The 17,117-nt window shown below is 43.3% G+C and carries 13 protein-coding genes and 1 riboswitch; of the genes, 10 read left to right on the plus strand and 3 right to left on the minus strand.

Translation table 11 applies throughout. From position 1 onward, the window contains the following. Positions 1–18: 18 nt before the first annotated feature. The 3 genes from dprA to spxB all read left to right on the plus strand — a co-directional run bounded on the left by dprA (position 19) and on the right by spxB (position 5,222). Positions 19–870 (plus strand): DNA-processing protein DprA, encoded by an 852-nt coding sequence (gene dprA / locus FGL80_RS06360; protein ID WP_055307967.1) that lies wholly within the window; start codon positions 19–21, stop codon positions 868–870. Positions 871–908: 38 nt separating this feature from the next. Beyond that, positions 909–3,014 (plus strand): type I DNA topoisomerase, encoded by a 2,106-nt coding sequence (topA, locus tag FGL80_RS06365; RefSeq protein WP_055307966.1) that lies wholly within the window; start codon positions 909–911, stop codon positions 3,012–3,014. 387 nt (positions 3,015–3,401) lie between these two features. Next, the gene (spxB, locus tag FGL80_RS06370; RefSeq protein WP_055307965.1) at positions 3,402–5,222 is read left to right on the plus strand and encodes a pyruvate oxidase; all 1,821 of its coding nucleotides are present in this window, start codon (positions 3,402–3,404) and stop codon (positions 5,220–5,222) included. A 160-nt stretch (positions 5,223–5,382) separates the two neighbouring features. On the opposite strand, the gene rsgA is transcribed toward spxB, so the two are convergent. After that, the gene (rsgA, locus tag FGL80_RS06375) at positions 5,383–6,327 is read right to left on the minus strand and encodes a ribosome small subunit-dependent GTPase A (RefSeq protein WP_186737144.1); all 945 of its coding nucleotides are present in this window, start codon (positions 6,325–6,327) and stop codon (positions 5,383–5,385) included. Positions 6,328–6,894: 567 nt separating this feature from the next. Here rsgA and dnaG point away from each other — a divergent pair. The 6 genes from dnaG (at position 6,895) to pnuC (ending at position 13,210) form a co-directional block, all read left to right on the plus strand. Continuing rightward, a complete protein-coding gene (gene dnaG, locus FGL80_RS06380) occupies positions 6,895–8,757 on the plus strand; it encodes a DNA primase (RefSeq protein ID WP_055307963.1) in 1,863 nt (620 codons plus the stop codon). A 59-nt stretch (positions 8,758–8,816) separates the two neighbouring features. Next, a complete protein-coding gene (rpoD, locus tag FGL80_RS06385) occupies positions 8,817–10,115 on the plus strand; it encodes an RNA polymerase sigma factor RpoD (protein WP_010001570.1) in 1,299 nt (432 codons plus the stop codon). A gap of 52 nt (positions 10,116–10,167) precedes the next feature. Further along, a riboswitch (PreQ1 riboswitch) is annotated at positions 10,168–10,213 on the plus strand. Between the two features lie 6 nt (positions 10,214–10,219). Next, complete coding sequence (locus FGL80_RS06390; RefSeq protein WP_010001569.1) at positions 10,220–10,777, plus strand: QueT transporter family protein; 558 nt, start codon at positions 10,220–10,222, stop codon at positions 10,775–10,777. Beyond that, positions 10,777–11,514, plus strand: coding sequence for a 3-oxoacyl-ACP reductase (locus FGL80_RS06395; RefSeq protein WP_055307962.1), 738 nt, complete (start codon positions 10,777–10,779; stop codon positions 11,512–11,514). Before FGL80_RS06390 ends, FGL80_RS06395 begins: the two co-directional genes overlap by 1 nt. Positions 11,515–11,583: 69 nt before the next feature. Further along, positions 11,584–12,153 (plus strand): uracil-DNA glycosylase family protein, encoded by a 570-nt coding sequence (locus FGL80_RS06400; protein ID WP_055307961.1) that lies wholly within the window; start codon positions 11,584–11,586, stop codon positions 12,151–12,153. 271 nt (positions 12,154–12,424) lie between these two features. After that, positions 12,425–13,210 (plus strand): nicotinamide riboside transporter PnuC, encoded by a 786-nt coding sequence (gene pnuC / locus FGL80_RS06405; protein ID WP_055308120.1) that lies wholly within the window; start codon positions 12,425–12,427, stop codon positions 13,208–13,210. 34 nt (positions 13,211–13,244) lie between these two features. Here pnuC and FGL80_RS06410 read toward each other — a convergent pair whose 3' ends face one another. Both FGL80_RS06410 and FGL80_RS06415 read right to left on the minus strand, forming a co-directional pair. Then, positions 13,245–14,357 (minus strand): SLC13 family permease, encoded by a 1,113-nt coding sequence (locus FGL80_RS06410; protein ID WP_055307960.1) that lies wholly within the window; start codon positions 14,355–14,357, stop codon positions 13,245–13,247. 83 nt (positions 14,358–14,440) lie between these two features. Next, positions 14,441–15,331 (minus strand): LysR family transcriptional regulator, encoded by an 891-nt coding sequence (locus tag FGL80_RS06415; protein ID WP_055307959.1) that lies wholly within the window; start codon positions 15,329–15,331, stop codon positions 14,441–14,443. A 141-nt stretch (positions 15,332–15,472) separates the two neighbouring features. Between FGL80_RS06415 and FGL80_RS06420 the strand changes: the two genes are divergently transcribed. After that, positions 15,473–17,101, plus strand: coding sequence for a malolactic enzyme (locus tag FGL80_RS06420; protein WP_055307958.1), 1,629 nt, complete (start codon positions 15,473–15,475; stop codon positions 17,099–17,101). Positions 17,102–17,117 lie beyond the last annotated feature (16 nt).

Below are 17,117 nucleotides of genomic sequence, written 5' to 3' on the forward strand. Positions count from 1 at the left end.
TGATTTAAGGAGTTGAACATGAACTTAAATCAACAGTTACTTGCCATCCATTTGACAGCTGGTATGGGGGTTAAAGCAGCACGTGCCGTGATCACAGCCGTTACAGCGGTGCAAGTGCCGACCATATACCCTTGGCCGCTGGATCTCATTTTGTCTTTTGGTGATCAACGCAGTCATCATTTGATTCGGCGGACGTATAGTAGTGCGGTTGAACGGGTGCAACAGTGGCCCACATCTTATATGACGTATTTTGATGCGTGTTATCCTGGTCGTCTACGAGAAATTTATGATGCCCCACTGGTCTTGTTTTACCAGGGTCATCTAGCAGCTTTAAGGTTACCCAGTCTATCCGTTGTGGGGACGCGAACCGCTACGCCGTATGGTCTAGCCGTGTTGCGGTCGCTACTACCTGATGTCGTGATTGTGTCGGGTTTAGCAAAAGGTATTGATGTGATGGCACATCAAATGACGTTGGCACAACGTGGTGTACCGATTGCCGTCATTGGCACGGGTATCGACGTGGCTTATCCCAAAGCGCATCACCACTTGCAAACCCAAATTGGCGAACAAGGATTGGTCTTAAGCGAATACCCACCTGGCACTGGACCACAAAAATCACATTTTCCTGCACGCAATCGTATCATTGCTGGGCTGTCATCAGCGACATTGGTTGTTGAAGCGAAACAACATTCAGGCAGCTTAATCACGGCTAATTTTGCCTTACAGGAAAATCGTGATGTCCTAGCAGTACCGGGGACAATTTTTTCAGCAACAGCACAAGGTACCCATGAATTGATTCAATTGGGCGCAAAATTAGTCGCAAAACCAACCGATATTCTCGAAAGTGTCCAAAATCTAGATACAATCTGATATGCTATATAATAAGAAGTGATTGGTAGGCATATCAAATGGTAGATACAGTAAAAAAAGCGACAAAAACAACAAAAAAAGCGGCAACCAAAAAGCCGGCAAAGCGCAAGACGACGACTAAAGCCAAGAAAAATTTAGTGATTGTGGAAAGTCCATCAAAGGCTAAAACAATTGAAAAATACTTGGGGAGTACGTATAAAGTTATTGCCAGTCTTGGGCATGTGCGTGATTTGCCGAAATCCACTTTAGGTGTTGATGTCGACAATGATTACGATCCGAAGTATATCACGATTCGTGGTAAAGGGGATGTGATCAAGGGACTGCGTAAGGAAGCAAAAGCAGCTAAAAAAGTTTATTTGGCAAGCGATCCGGATCGTGAAGGAGAAGCCATTGCCTGGCACTTACAACATCTGCTTGATTTGGATCAAGACCAACCTAATCGCGTTGTGTTTAATGAAATTACCAAAGATACGGTCAAAAATGCGTTTAAAACACCACGAACAATTAATCAAGACCTCGTTGATGCGCAACAAGCGCGACGTATCCTTGATCGCTTAGTGGGTTATTCTATTTCGCCAATTCTTTGGAAAACGGTTAAGCGTGGTTTGTCAGCTGGACGGGTACAGTCTGTCGCGCTGGGATTAATCATTGCCCGCGAACAAGAAATTCAAGCCTTTGAACCAGAAGAATACTGGACATTAGATTCCGAATTTAAAAAATCACGAACTAAATTCAAAGCCACGTTTTATGGCGTAGATGATCAAAAAACAAAATTGCCGGATCAGGCGCATGTGCAAGAAGTCATGCAACGTTTTGACCGTGAAGCAGATTTTGAGGTTGTTACTGTAGAAGCCAAAGAACGGAAGCGCAACCCGCAGCTACCGTTTACCACGTCAACGATGCAACAAACAGCTAATACGCAGCTTAATTTCCGGACGCGAAAAACAATGATGACCGCCCAACAATTGTATGAAGGGATTAACTTAGGGCGTGGCATTGGTCAAGTCGGTTTGATTACTTATATGCGTACGGATTCAACGCGTATCTCAACTGTGGCACGCAACGCGGCGGCACAATATATTCATGAGACTTGGGGGCCGGAATATTCACGCCACCAGCCGTTAAAAGGTGATTTACCAGAAGGTGCGCAAGATGCGCATGAAGCGATCCGACCAACGGATGTCATGCGAACACCCGCAAGTATCAAAGATAAATTAACCCCTGATCAGTTTAAGTTGTATAGTTTGATCTGGTCACGGTTTGTGGCCAGCCAAATGACGCCTGAAATCTTAGACACGATGGCTGTTACGATTAAGCAAAACGGCGTGACGTTCCGGGCCAATGGGTCTAAAACTAAATTTCAAGGGTTTACTAAGGCGTATCCAGCCGCAAAAGAAAAAGATAATGCGCTACCGGAATTAGCGGTTGGTGATCAGATTCGGTTAGCCAACATTAATCCGGAACAGCATTTCACCTTACCACCAGCACGGTATTCAGAAGCAGCGCTGATCAAAGCGTTAGAAGAAAACGGCGTTGGGCGGCCATCAACTTATGCGCCAACGCTAGATACTATTCAACGCCGGAATTATGTCAGAATTGATGCGCGTAAGTTTGTGCCAACAGAATTAGGGGAAATCGTACAAAAAATTGTCGTGGATAATTTCCCCGATGTTACGGATACACAGTTTACCGCCCGCATTGAGCATGAGTTAGATGAAGTTGAAACGGGTGATAAGCAGTGGGTACCCGTCATTGATGCGTTCTTTAAGCCGTTTTCAAAAGAAGTCGATAACGCTGCCGCCACCTTGGAAAAGGTCATTATGCATGATGAACTGGCTGGGATGGACTGTGAGGTTTGCGGGTCACCGATGATTGTTAAAATGGGCCGATATGGTAAATTCTTTGCTTGTGCACGTTTTCCTGATTGCCGGCATACACAAACTATTATTAAAGAAATTGGTTTGACATGTCCAAAGTGTCATAAAGGTCAAGTGGTTGAACGCAAAACGAAAAAACAACGGACATTCTATGGCTGCTCACGCTATCCAGATTGTGATTTTGTCTCTTGGGAGAAGCCTACGGATAAAACCTTAGCTGATGGCACAACGCCAAAAGATGAGGCACAAACAGCGGATCAAAAGTAAATTAAGATTGGGCTGTGCTGGTTTGACGCAAATAACAGCACACGATTGACAGCCAAAAACGGTGACCAGTGATGGCTCACCGTTTTTTTGTGGCTCTGTATTATGTGATGAGGTGAGTTTGAAAGATGACCTTGATGTGTCGTCATGAAAGTCGCTGATGCACTTAAAGTGCAGATGACGTGTCGTGAAAAAATTTACATAACAATAATGGCACTGTAATTTTGTGATAAAAATTTCATGAAATCGCGTGCAACGTTGATTTTATCGTATGAGATATCACGAAGGTAATGAGTTTGGGGCTTGCTATTATAGTGACCATAACCTATACTAAGTAAGTGAAATGAAAGCGCTTACAAAAAGCGATCATATTTGAAGGAGAGTAGTAACATGGCAGGTAACAAAATTTCAGCAGGTCTTGCGGCATTAAAGGTAATGTCAGGTTGGGGTGTCGACACAATGTATGGGATTCCATCTGGTACTTTAAGTGGTTTGATGAATGCAATGGGGCATCCTGATAATGACATCAAGTTTCTTCAGGTGAAACACGAAGAAGTTGGCGCAATGGCTGCTGTTATGCAATGGAAATTCGGTGGTGAGTTGGGTGTGACGGTAGGATCTGGTGGTCCCGGTGCAACACATTTAATTAACGGGCTTTATGATGCCGCGATGGATAATATTCCAGTGTTAGCCATCTTGGGCTCAAAGCCAGTTCGTGAATTGAACATGGATTCATTTCAGGAATTAAACCAAAACCCAATGTACGAAAGCATTGCTGTTTATAACCGTCGTGTTGCCACTGCTGAACAATTACCGCATTTGGTTGATGATGCGATCCGAACGGCAATTGCAAAACGTGGTGTTGCTGTGTTAGAAGTCCCAGCTGATTTTGGCTTTACGGAAATTGATGCTGACGCACTTTACTCTTCACCGCTTTATTCATCAGGTTTGACTTATAAAGAATACCGTTCAGCCCCAGTGGACGAAGCCGATATTGATGCGGCGGTAGAACTGTTGAACCAAGCAAAGCGACCAATCATCTATGCTGGAATTGGGACAATGGGACATGGCCCAGCCGTCCAAGAATTATCCCGTAAGCTTAAAGCACCGATTATTACGACAGGGAAGAACTTTGAAACATTTGAGTGGGATTTTGAAGGCTTTACGGGCTCAACGTTCCGTGTTGGTTGGAAACCAGCCAACGAAGCTGTTTTGGAAGCTGATACGGTCTTGTTTGCGGGGACAAACTTCCCATTCTCTGAAGTTGAAGGGACTTTCCGCAATGTTAAGAAGTTCATCCAAATTGACAGCAACCCTGCCATGTTAGGTAAGCGTCACCGCAATGATGTGGCGATCTTAGGTGATGCTGGTGAGGCCATTACGGCAATTTTGGATAAGGTGACTGCAGTTTCTGATTCGCCATGGTGGCAAGCTAACGTTAAAAATGTGCAAAACTGGCGTCAATATCTGAACCGCTTGGAACAAAAAACTGAAGGCGATTTACAAGCTTATCAAGTCTATCAGGCGATTAATAAGTATGCCGACGAAGATGCGATTTTCTCAACTGATGTTGGTAATGTGACGCAAATGTCAGTACGTCACTTGCATATGACGCCTAAGAATATGTGGCGGACGTCACCATTATTTGCCACAATGGGCATTGGGTTGCCAGGTGGGATTGGGGCTAAAAACACTTATCCTGACCGACAAGTCTGGAACTTAATGGGTGATGGTGCTTTCTCAATGACATACCCAGACGTGGTGACTAACGTGCGTTATAACTTACCAGTAATTAACGTCGTGTTTACCAATACGGAATATGGCTTCATTAAAAATAAGTATGAAGATACGAATACGTATAACTTCGGCGTGGACTTTACCGACGTTGATTATGCTAAGATTGCGGAAGCTCAAGGGGCAGTTGGTTTAACTGTGCGCCGCATTGAAGATGTTGATCGGGTTGTGAAAGAAGCCGTTGACTACTACAACCAAGGTCGCGTGGTTGTGATTGATGCAAAAATCACGAAGGATCGACCAATCCCAGTTGAAACGTTAAAGCTTGATCCAAAGTTGTATAGCGAAGATGTCATTACGGCTTATAAAGAACGGTATGAAGCACAAGATCTTGTGCCATTCCGTGAATTCCTTGAAGCCGAAGGCCTAACGTCACAAGTTGTTGCAGCAGCTACTGGTAATAAATATAGTTTTTAAGCGCAACTCGCGATGTGTTAAATAGCGGTGAGCGAAAAAGGTCAGATACTTGTGTATCTGACCTTTTTTGTGCGCATCTGTGGTGATAATGCCTGTTATGGTGTAGGATTTGGCTTTGCAATCATGGTTTAACGTCACCATGATTGCAGTCACTATAAATTCAAAACCGGCCATAGCCTTTTTGGCGATTTTTTTTAAGATTTCTGACGCGCTTTGCTTCAGATTTGCTGCCAAAATAGCGATTGAACTTATCTTCAGCAATTTCTGATGCTGACATTTGCGTGTACTTATTTTCTCGTAATATTTTTTGATAATTGTCGAAGCGTTTTTGAGATAAGCGACCGCTTGCTATTGCTGAAAAAATGGCGCAATCCGGTTCACCATGATGTTGGCAATTTTTATAGCGACAGTTTTGAGCCAAAAGCGCAATATCTTCAAAAGTTTCCTCGGTATTGCCAACATCAATTTGTAATTCTCGCATACCTGGTGTATCGATGATCTGACTACCATTTTCTAATCGAAATAATTGTCTATGGGTAGTGGCATGTTTACCTTTATGGTCACGCATGCGAACTTGTTTCGTCTGCATGGCTTCATAGCCAAGAAGATTGTTGATCAACGTTGATTTTCCGACGCCAGATGAGCCAATAAACACAACAGTTTGTGGTTGAGCCAATAAAAAATGTTTTAATGAAGCAAACTCATGACTGTCTGTCACGAAGATAGGTAACGATTTGGCAATTTGTTTAAGGGCTGCCATTTTGTTTTCTAAATCAACAACTAAATCAGCTTTTGTCAAAATGATGGCCGGTTGGGCACCGCTTTCCCAAGCGACAGATAGGTAACGTTCGATGCGACTTAAATTGAAATTTTGATCAAGTGAGGTGGTGACAAAAACAATGTCGATATTGGCCGCAATCGGCTGAACAGTATGACTGCTGCCAGAAGTGACGCGTGACAGTAAACTTTTGCGTGGACAAACGCGATGAATAATCGCTATTTTATCAAAAGGTGAATGTGTTATTGCCACAATGTCGCCCACAACAGGATATGATAACGACGTGCTAATATTGTAAGCGAACTGGCCAGAAATTTTTGCTAACAAAACGTCGTTGTCCAACGCATGATGTTTAGCAACGGTATATAAATCATGATTTTGTGACACAACAGTCGCAAAAAATGTGGTTGAACTTTTTTCTAACATATCAAGATCCTTGATTAAATAGTATCACAACTAGAAAAGTAATGAAATATTAACGAATCGAAGTGTTTAACTAATAAAAAACTTATTTCACTCTAATGTATCAGAGGATGGATTTTATTGTCGATGTCGTGGCTTATTTTCCGTATTGACCAGAGAGCGAACATGAGAAAATGCCAAGATACCTCAAAATAAAGTGAAAAAAGTCTAGTCATTACTGCTTGAAAACACAATATAGGACATCTAAACCAGAAAAAAGTTAAAAGGTTATCAATTTTTGGTTTGGCACTAACGGGCTCACGTTCTTTTTGGTTTACATAATCTGGTAACGTAAAAATAAAAATGCCGTCATATCAACGATTGCACCGAAACAAATGACTTGACAAGTTGCGCGTAAAAACGTATAATTTTTTGTACAGTTCATTCGTGTCGCAGACTGTGGTCTGCGACTTTTATTATTGAAAGGCGGCCATGGCAAGTCGAATCCCAGATGCCTTCATTGATGAAGTGCGTAAAAAAGTGAATATTGTTGATGTGATCGGGGAATATACACAACTGGTTAAACGCGGACGCCAATGGAACGGATCGTGTCCTTTCCATGATGATCGCCATCCATCACTCTTCGTTGAAGAAAATAAGCAAGTCTTTAACTGTTTCTCTTGTGGTCGTTCAGGCTCCGTCTTTTCTTTTATCATGGAAAAAGAAGGGCTGAGTTATCCTGAAGCGGTCCTATCTTTGGCTGAAAAAGCGGATATGCCGGTTGATCAACAATTGACAGCGCAAGCCGCTCATCCCATTGACAGTCGCACGCAAGCCATTTATGATTTGCATTCAGCGGCACAGCGGTTGTATCAGCATATTTTATTAAATACCACCTCAGGTGAAACAGCCTTAGCTTATTTACACGATAAGCGGCAGTTATCTGATATGGTCATCAAGCAATTTGGGATTGGCTTTGTGCCGGACGACAATGTGTTATTGCAGTACGCCAAAGATCAAAACATTGCACCAGATATCCTACAAGCATCGGAATTATTTATTACAAACGATCAAGGGGTGATGCGTGATCGTTTTGCGGGACGGATTGTGTGGCCCATCAAGACGGCACGTGGCCAAGTGGTTGGTTTTTCTGGGCGTGCCCTTGCGTCAGATAACACCATCAAATATATGAACAGCCCGGAAAGTCCATTTTTCACAAAAGGCAAAATTCTTTATAATTTTGACCGTACCAAAAATCAGATGCGGCAAACCAATACAGCCCTGATTTTTGAAGGCTTTATGGATGTCATTTCGGCAGACATGGCGGGCAAAACCATGGGTGTTGCCACGATGGGAACGGCTTTAACCCCAGAACATGTTCAGCAATTGGCACGGGTTGCCCAACGTATTTTACTCGTTTACGATGGGGATGAAGCGGGTCAAAAAGCAGCTAAACGTGCGATTGATTTAATTCGCACGCATGCGCAACAAGTTGAAATTGGGGTCGTGCATTTGCCAGATCAATTGGATCCGGATGACCTGCGGATTCAGCGTGGCACCGCTGCCTTGCAACAAGCCTTGGAACAAAATATTCAAACACCGGTTGAATTCTTGGTCAACGCTGCTCGGACTGGGAAAAATCTCAGTAACCAAGTGCAGTATCTGGCTTTTTTGCAAGAGGTGATGCAAACCTTGCAACAAGCCACGCCAGTTGAACAAGATTTACAACTGACCAAAATCGCCAATGAGTTTGGCACCTCAAAACAAGCGTTGCAGGCACAATTGCAACAAACGTTGGCTCAAAATCGGGCTAGACCGGCTGCTACGAAAAGTTATTCAAAACGTGCGCCCAAAGCCTACACGGATCAAATGGTACCACCGCCCGCAGCACCAGCTGATAGCGAGCCGCGGGTTGGCCAACGCTTAACTAAAGTTGAGCAGGCGGAACGCGCCTTGCTCATGGCCATGATTAAGTCACCACAGGTATTGGCCCAAGTCAAAGCGACCACGGGGTTTGCGTTTGTGCATCCAGATTATCAATTATTGATGATGCTGGCGGCCATTTATCAAGGACAACATCCAGAACCATTTGATTTAGCCCAGTTTATGGATTTTATCCAGAAACCAGCTTTAAATCAAAAGATTATGGCCATTGATCGGGCTTATGGTGATCTCACCATCGAGCATGAGGCGATTCGTGATTATTTGCAAATCATTATGGAAGAGGCGCCGATTGAAGCACGCGTGCAAGAATTACAACAATTGATCAACGTCGCTAAGCAACAACATGATGACACCAAATTGTTGCAACTGATGACAGAATTGATCAATCTTAAGAAACAACATTCAGGGTAAGTGGCTTAGGCCAAAGATCCGGTGATAACGATTAACCCGTATATTAGGAGAAGTAAGACATGGCAACTAATTTATCTTCAAGCAAAATCTCAGATATCAAAGATTATCTTGATTCACAAAACATTTCATATAATAGCCGTGCCAAGAAAGCGGAGTTACTCGCTTTGGCTCAAGGTAAAACACCAGAAGAAGCTGCTGCTGCCGGTCGTGCATCAAAGCCAAAAGCGGCTAAAAAGTCAGGGATTATTAAGAGCCCAGAATATGACAAAGCCGTTAAAGCGTTGATTGCTGAATATAAGCCAGCCAAAGAAGTGACATATGCCACTTTGTCAGAACGTTTGGCAGAACCGTTCCATTTAGATGGTGAAAATATTGAACGTTTGATGGAAAAAGTTGAAGATGCTGGTGTGGCCATCGTGGATGAAAAGGGTGAACCAGCACCAGAAGTCTTGCAAGCTAAGCAAAACAAGCCTTCAAAAGAAGAACTTGATCAAGCGGAAGATACACCAGCCGGTATTAAAATCAATGATCCCGTGCGGATGTATTTGAAAGAAATCGGCCGCGTGAACTTGCTAAAGGGTGATGAAGAAATTAACATTGCCAAGCGTATTGAAGCAGGTGATGTGGAAGCCAAGCAAGAATTAGCGGAAGCTAACTTGCGTTTGGTTGTCTCAATTGCCAAGCGTTACGTTGGTCGTGGGATGCAATTCTTGGATTTGATTCAAGAAGGTAACATGGGCTTGATGAAAGCGGTTGACAAGTTTGACTACACGAAGGGCTTTAAGTTCTCAACTTATGCCACTTGGTGGATTCGTCAAGCCATTACACGTGCGATTGCCGATCAAGCGCGTACTATCCGTATTCCAGTCCACATGGTCGAAACCATTAATAAGTTGATTCGTATCCAACGCCAATTGTTGCAAGATTTGGGTCGTGAACCTTTGCCTGAAGAAATTGGAGCTGAAATGGATTTGACACCAGATAAGGTCCGTGAAATCTTGAAGATTGCGCAAGAACCCGTTTCATTGGAAACACCAATCGGTGAAGAGGATGATTCACATTTGGGCGACTTCATTGAAGATAACGAAGCGATTTCACCAGCTGACTCAGCTGCCTATGAAATGTTGCGTGACCAATTAGAATCAGTTTTGGAAACGTTAACGGATCGTGAAGAAAACGTCTTGCGTTTGCGTTTTGGTTTGGAAGACGGTCGCACACGTACACTTGAAGAAGTTGGTCGTGTCTTTGGGGTTACCCGTGAACGAATTCGTCAAATCGAAGCAAAAGCTTTGCGTAAGTTGCGCCACCCAAGTCGTTCAAAGCAATTGAAGGACTTTATGGATGACGGCAATATCTAATCTTAAAAGCCACGCGTTGCGTGGCTTTTTTTTGAGCCCTATGTTATGCTGGTTATTAGCGGTTCATCAACCATCCCGCTTAAAAAAACTAGGAGATTGCCATCATGCAAAAAAATTTAACAACAACTAACGGCCGTCAGGCACATAACATCACGCTAATTGCCGTAGTAGCTGCGATTTACGCAGCGATTACGTTCGTGATTCAACCCGTGGCTTTTGGGCCAGTCCAATTACGCGCTTCAGAAGGGCTCAATCATTTGGCCGCTTGGAACAAGCGCTATGTGGTGGCATTAGGTATTGGGGTCTTTATTGCAAACTTAGTGTCACCGCTTGGTTGGATTGACTGGGTATTTGGGACATTAGGGACAGTGATTATGACGGGTGTAACGTATCTTTTGGCACGGCGTGTCACTAGCGCGTTAATCAAAATTATTATCAGTACAGTTGTCGTATCAACGCTGGGTATGGCGATTTTAGCAGCCGAATTTACCTTTGCCTTTAATATTGGCGCTAGCGGTGCCTTTCCTTCAGGAGCTAAAGGTGGTCTGATGGCGCAATGGTTGGCGTATTATGTAAGTTTAGTACCAGGTGAATTGGCCTCACTGATTATTGGTGGTGTCGTGATTTACGCGTTAAGTAAGATTGTGGATTTGAGCAAATAATGATTGAACAAGATTATCAAAACAAGCATATTTTAGTAACCGGTGCCGCTTCAGGCATCGGTTTTTCGCAACTTGAGACTTATTTGGCCGCGGGAGCAAACGTCTATGCGTTGGATTTTCAACCTATTTCGCTGGTGCATCCGCGTTTACAGACTTATCAAATTGATTTACGTGACCATGATGCCTTAACCGCGCTAGCGACTGACCTGACCAATCGCGTTGATTTTGATATTTTACTCAACACGGCTGGTGTGCTCGATGACTATCAGCCGTCGTTGGCCACTAATTTGGCAGAATGGCAGCGCGTACTCGACACGAATTTAACGCCAATGTTTATTTTAAGTAATGCCGTATTACCGGCGATACTGGCGCGTGGCTATGGCCATATCATTAATATGGCCTCGATTGCAGGCTTTTCGGCTGGTGGCGGCGGGGCCGCTTATACCACGAGTAAGCACGCCATTATTGGTTATACCAAGCAGCTCGCCTTTGATTATGCACCGCAAGGGTTGCATGCCAATGCCATTGCCCCAGGAGCGATTGCGACGCCGATGAACGCGGCTGATTTTGCTGGTGAGGGAGCGATGGCCAAACAAGTTGCGGCCCAAACGCCCGCCCGTCGTTGGGCCACTGCGCAAGAAGTCGCTGATTTGACGTTATATTTAACCAGTCCACAGGCTGACTACATTAATGGCGCGGTTTTGCCGATTGATGGGGGCTGGACGCTGGGGCATTAAAATCGAGATGTGACATGGTCAAAAATTGATGTTATACTGAACTTATTTCTAGGGGGGATAACAAGTAGTATGTCAATTTTAGAAGAAATTATGGCGGATCCGGAAAATGCGGTTTTCACCCAAAAGGGTTGGCAACCCATTTTTTCGGCACCAGCAACGGCCAAAATTGTCATTATTGGCCAAGCACCGAGCCGAAAAGTGCAAGATAGTGGGATTATGTGGCATGATGCCTCTGGGGACCGCTTGCGTGCGTGGTTGGGGGTTGATGAAGAGACCTTTTATGATTCTGGTTTGTTTGGTGTTATTCCGATGGATTTTTATTTCCCGGGCAAGGGCAAGTCGGGGGATAAGCCACCACGTGCCGGGATAGCTGAGAAATGGCATCCACGTCTTTTGGCGCAAATGCCTGATGTTGAACTGATGATTTTAATTGGCGCTTATGCGCAACGGTACTATCTCGACTTATCACCAAAGGATACCATCACAGCAACGGTGAAAAATTATGCGCATTATTTGCCGCGCTATTTCCCGATTGTCCATCCGTCACCACGGAATAATATTTGGCTGAAAAAGAATCCGTGGTTTTCACAGGACGTTGTGCCAGCACTACAAACCACCGTTCACAATATTTTAAAATAAACGAGCAACCAATCATGTTGAATGATTGGTTTTTTTGTGGTGTGATGCGGCTATTATAATAAAATTCAATTTAACTTTTATTAGTGAGGCTGATGCGCTATAATAAGGCAAGCAATAATGTGTGATATATCACAAATAACTAGAAGGAGTTTAGCGGATGATAATGCCTATCCCATAGACCGGCAAATAACCGAGAATACTTGCCCCGACACAATGTAGCGTTGCTTCCCGACACGGCTACTCAAAAACAATAGGAGAACTTAACATGTCAATGAATACCTTAACAAACTCGGCTGCCACCGGTTGGACCAACATTAAATTTGGTCTCCAGGCGTTGCCAAAACAACTCCGGTACACCTTCAGTTTACGCGAGAATATACGTGATCTGACAGCATTAACCAAAACCTCACGCATCATGATGGGGTTAATGCTAAGCGCAACTGTTGTCGCGTTTATTTTAGGTCAAAACTTTGGTTTTATTGGTTGGATCAGCTTGATAACTGGTATCGCGACGGTCATGAATCTGATTTTAGTGGATCAGGGCCGCTTAACAAATTACAGCTGGGGGGTTCTTGGTTGTGCGGTGTGGTTAATTGTTGCTTTAAATAATCATCTGATCGGTGATATTGCGTCGCAATCTTTTTATTTTGTGATGCAGTTTGTCGGTATCTCAGTTTGGCATAAAAATAAAGGGCGCGACAATACGGTACAAGCCAAAAAACTATCAGCTAAAAATGCCGTATTGTATCTGATCATGACCTTTGTGATTTATGGGATTGTTTTAGGTATTAGTCACTCGCTGCATGGTGCCCAAATTTACCTTGATGCGACACTTTTACCGCTTGGCATCATTGGGCAAGTCTTGATGACCTATGGGTATCGCTCGCAGTGGATCGCTTGGATTGTATTAGACGTTATTAACGTGATTATCTGGACAAGAGCCTTGCAAGCAGACCCATCTGCTGGGGCAACGTCGATGCTCGCTTTGCAAATCATGATGTTAATTAATTCATTTTATGGTCAATATATGTGGTTAAAAAAGTCACAAACCGCTTAACAAAAAAGCAACCAAATACGATTTGGTTGCTTTTTTAGGTAAGCCAGAGACAAATTAAGCTGCCAATGACCATAAAAATAACTAAATAGACGACGTTGAGCCAAGTAAACGTTTTGAAAAAACGATAACTCGAGCGCTCGTGGTCAAATAGTTGATATTGACGTAAGGCGAGTAAATTTGCCAATGAGGCAATGAGCGTTCCTAAACCACCAACGGTGACGCCCAGATACAAACCGGTCACGTGTGTGGTGAATTTAGAGAGCAATACCGCAGCGGGCACGTTACTAATCACTTGGCTACTGATGACGCCGGCAAAAAATGTTTTGAGTGTTGTGTCTGTTGTGAATGACAAGAGGTGGTGAATGGCTGGTAAGCGACTAATGGCACCGACAATGATGAAAAAATTGATGAACATTAATAAAATACCGTAGTCCACTTTGACGAGAACTTGGCGATCCAACAGAGCAGCGGCTAATAAACTGACACCAACGGCAATCCAAATGGGTAAGATTGATAAGATACCGAGCAAAACCAGTACAGTAGCGAGCAAGAGCCAACGGACTTTTTGGCGGTCGATGGGCTGTGCTGTTGTTGTCATGGCTGGGATCGGTTGGGCTGGGAAAAATAGGGTCACGATACCTAAGCTTAGAAAACCAATCACACCAATTGGTAGTGATAAAGTCATAAAATGCGGTAAGCTGAGGTGATAATAAGAGACGAGATAAAGATTTTGTGGGTTACCAAACGGCGTCAAAGCACTACCGAGGTTCGCATAGATGGTTAATAAACTAATCGGGACAATTTTGCCAATATTAATTTGTTTACTGATCTTAAAAAAGATGGGCACGAGCGTCAAAATGGCCACATCATTGGTAAAAAACATTGAACCAATAAATGAAAAGAGGAGCATCACCCCAATGATATCTCGGGTTGTACGACATTTTACCACAATTGTGTTGGCAATGTAGGTCAGGACATGTAATTGGCCGTAAATCGTCACGATGACCAGCAGTGATAGCAGGGCCAAAATGGTATGACTATCAATATCTTTCGGCGACACTTGGCCGAAAATAAGGGCAACGATGGCTAAGCCCAACGTGACCAAAAACGTTTTATCGGTATAAATTCTTTTGACTACTGTGATCATTTTTTTGCTTTCTAGAGTTCGATATTCACTCATTATACCTGATTTTTCAGGGCTAAGGGTTGTTAATCACGATGGGATTTGGCTTAGGTTTGTTGGGATAAAATTCGGATGAGTAAAGTTTCCTCAGTCGTTAAATTATGATTTTTACGAAAGGCCACATTAGCACTAAAAGTAGGTTGATTGTCATCAAGTAAGGGTATGGCTACAATATTTGGATCGGTTGGGGTTACGATATTGGTTAGTAGGGCGACCCCGATGTTTTCGGCTACTAAGCTCATGAGAAAGGAAACATCATTGGTTTTTAGGAATGTCTTGGGGCGAATGTCAGCGTTTTTGGCTAGTTGCTTCATTGCTTGGACGTGAATAAAACTCGCATCAAATGAGACAAATAGTTGGTTTTTTAAATCTTTAAAATAAATACCGGCTTGCTGTTGGGCTAACGGATTCGTTTTGGCCATATAGATATAGAACGGGGCTGTGGCAAATGGAAAAACTTGGAGTTTGTCATTAGTGGCTTGACCTAAAGAACCAAGTAAGGCTAAATCAATATCGCCATTAATCAACGATTGGGTTAATCCGTTAGAGCCAGCTTCATAAATATGCATATGGTCAATATTATATTGGCGATCAAAGGCCTTGGTGGCTAACACGATTTTGGCAAAATAAGCATGTTTGAGAATCGGGGGCAGTCCAATTGTTGTCGTGCGTGATTGCAAATGGGTAATTTCTTGGTGTGCGCTATCGAGTTCATTTAAAATAGAGGCCGCATGTTGGTAGAGTTGTTCGCCGGCTGGCGTAAATTTAAGATCTGCGGTCGCGTGTCCGCGAATCACTAGCTTGGCTTGAAAGTATGTCTCAAGCCGTTTGATGGCACTGCTAATGGATGGCTGACTTACTTTGAATTTTTTAGCCACTTTTGTAAAACTTTTTTCATGATATAACGCATCATAATATTTTAAATCGTTAATTTGCATGTTTAAACCCCTAAATATCAATGTTTTGATTAACGTCATAAATTTTATTTATGACGACGTGCTTGTTTGACTATAAACGATGGCGACCTGTATAGTCAAGGCAGTTGTTAAATGATAAACAAACATTTGGAGGATTTAAACATGACAACCACAGGATATGACGTACTGCGTAATCCATTTCTGAACAAAGGGACCGGTTTTACACAAGAAGAACGTCGCACGCTTGGTCTTATTGGGACTTTGCCAAGTCAAGTGCAGACAATCGATGAGCAGGCCGCGCAAGCTTATCAACAATTTCAATCAAAAGATGCGCCACTGGAAAAGCGTATTTTCTTGATGAACTTATTTAATGAAAATGTCACGCTGTTTTATCATTTGATGGACCAACATGTCGCTGAATTTATGCCAATTGTCTATGATCCAGTCGTGGCTGATGCAATTGAACAATATAATGACATTTTTACTAATCCACAAAATGCTGCCTTTTTGTCAGTTGATCGACCAGAAGACATTAAGCAATCCTTGCTAAATGCAGCAGCTGGCCGTGATATTAAGTTGGTTGTCGTGACTGATGCTGAAGGCATTCTTGGCATGGGTGATTGGGGTGTCAACGGGGTTGATATCGCGGTTGGTAAATTGATGGTTTATACCGCAGCAGCCGGCATTGACCCAGCTAGTGTTTTGGCAATTAGTATTGATGCAGGCACCAATAATCAAGCTTTGCTGGATAATCCACGTTACTTGGGTAACCGGCATCCACGTATCGCTGGCGATGACTATCTGGCATTCATTGATCAATTTGTGGCAGCAGAACAAACCTTATTCCCTGAATCGTTGTTGCATTGGGAAGATTTTGGTCGGGGAAACGCCCAAGTTATCTTAGATAAATACAAAGATGAAATCGCAACCTTTAACGATGATATTCAAGGGACAGGGATGATCGTTTTGGCCGGTATCTTCGGGGCTTTGAATATTTCTAAGGAAAAACTTATTGATCAAACCTTCGTTACCTTTGGTGCTGGGACAGCTGGTATGGGAATAGTTAATCAAATATTCACGGAATTGCAGCGTGCTGGCTTGACTGCTGACGAAGCCCGCCAACACTTCTACTTGGTCGATAAGCAAGGGTTGTTATTTGAAGATACACCAGACTTAACAGCCGCCCAAAAGCCATTTACCCGTTCACGGGCTGAATTTGCCAATGCTGATACGTTGACGAACTTGGCGGATGTTGTGAAAACGATTCATCCAACAGTTTTGATTGGGACGTCAACACAACCAGGTACTTTTACCGAAGAAATTGTGAAGGAAATGGCTGCACATACACCACGTCCAATTATTTTCCCATTGTCAAACCCAACCAAACTGGCCGAAGCAACTGCTGAAGATATCATTCAATGGACTGATGGTCAGGCCTTGATTGCGACGGGGATTCCAGCTGCCGATGTTGATTATAAGGGTGTGACTTACAAAATCGGACAAGGTAATAATGCTTTGATTTATCCTGGTTTAGGATTTGGGTTGATTGCATCAACGGCAAAATTGTTAACGCAAGAAACTATTTCGGCGGCAATTCACGCGCTTGGTGGCTTAGTTGATTCGGAAGAAGCAGGTGCTGCAGTATTACCACCGGTTTCTCATTTGACGGCGTTTTCACAAAAAATCGCTGAGGTGACCGCTCAAAGTGTCTTGGATCAAGGTTTGAACCGTGAGCCAATTGTTGATGCAAAACAGGTTGTCAAAGATGCAAAGTGGTCTGCAGAATATTAAGCGGGATAGATAATAA

Source organism: Leuconostoc lactis, from assembly GCF_007954625.1.
Taxonomy (GTDB): Bacteria; Bacillota; Bacilli; order Lactobacillales; family Lactobacillaceae; genus Leuconostoc; species Leuconostoc lactis_A.

Coding starts and splice junctions, on each gene's coding strand:
- dprA (WP_055307967.1), top strand. CDS start 19: ATGAACTTAAATCAACAGTTACTTGCCATCCATTTGACAGCTGGTATG.
- topA (WP_055307966.1), top strand. CDS start 909: ATGGTAGATACAGTAAAAAAAGCGACAAAAACAACAAAAAAAGCGGCA.
- spxB (WP_055307965.1), top strand. CDS start 3,402: ATGGCAGGTAACAAAATTTCAGCAGGTCTTGCGGCATTAAAGGTAATG.
- dnaG (WP_055307963.1), top strand. CDS start 6,895: ATGGCAAGTCGAATCCCAGATGCCTTCATTGATGAAGTGCGTAAAAAA.
- rpoD (WP_010001570.1), top strand. CDS start 8,817: ATGGCAACTAATTTATCTTCAAGCAAAATCTCAGATATCAAAGATTAT.
- FGL80_RS06390 (WP_010001569.1), top strand. CDS start 10,220: ATGCAAAAAAATTTAACAACAACTAACGGCCGTCAGGCACATAACATC.
- FGL80_RS06395 (WP_055307962.1), top strand. CDS start 10,777: ATGATTGAACAAGATTATCAAAACAAGCATATTTTAGTAACCGGTGCC.
- FGL80_RS06400 (WP_055307961.1), top strand. CDS start 11,584: ATGTCAATTTTAGAAGAAATTATGGCGGATCCGGAAAATGCGGTTTTC.
- pnuC (WP_055308120.1), top strand. CDS start 12,425: ATGAATACCTTAACAAACTCGGCTGCCACCGGTTGGACCAACATTAAA.
- FGL80_RS06410 (WP_055307960.1), bottom strand. CDS start 14,357: ATGATCACAGTAGTCAAAAGAATTTATACCGATAAAACGTTTTTGGTC.
- FGL80_RS06415 (WP_055307959.1), bottom strand. CDS start 15,331: ATGCAAATTAACGATTTAAAATATTATGATGCGTTATATCATGAAAAA.
- FGL80_RS06420 (WP_055307958.1), top strand. CDS start 15,473: ATGACAACCACAGGATATGACGTACTGCGTAATCCATTTCTGAACAAA.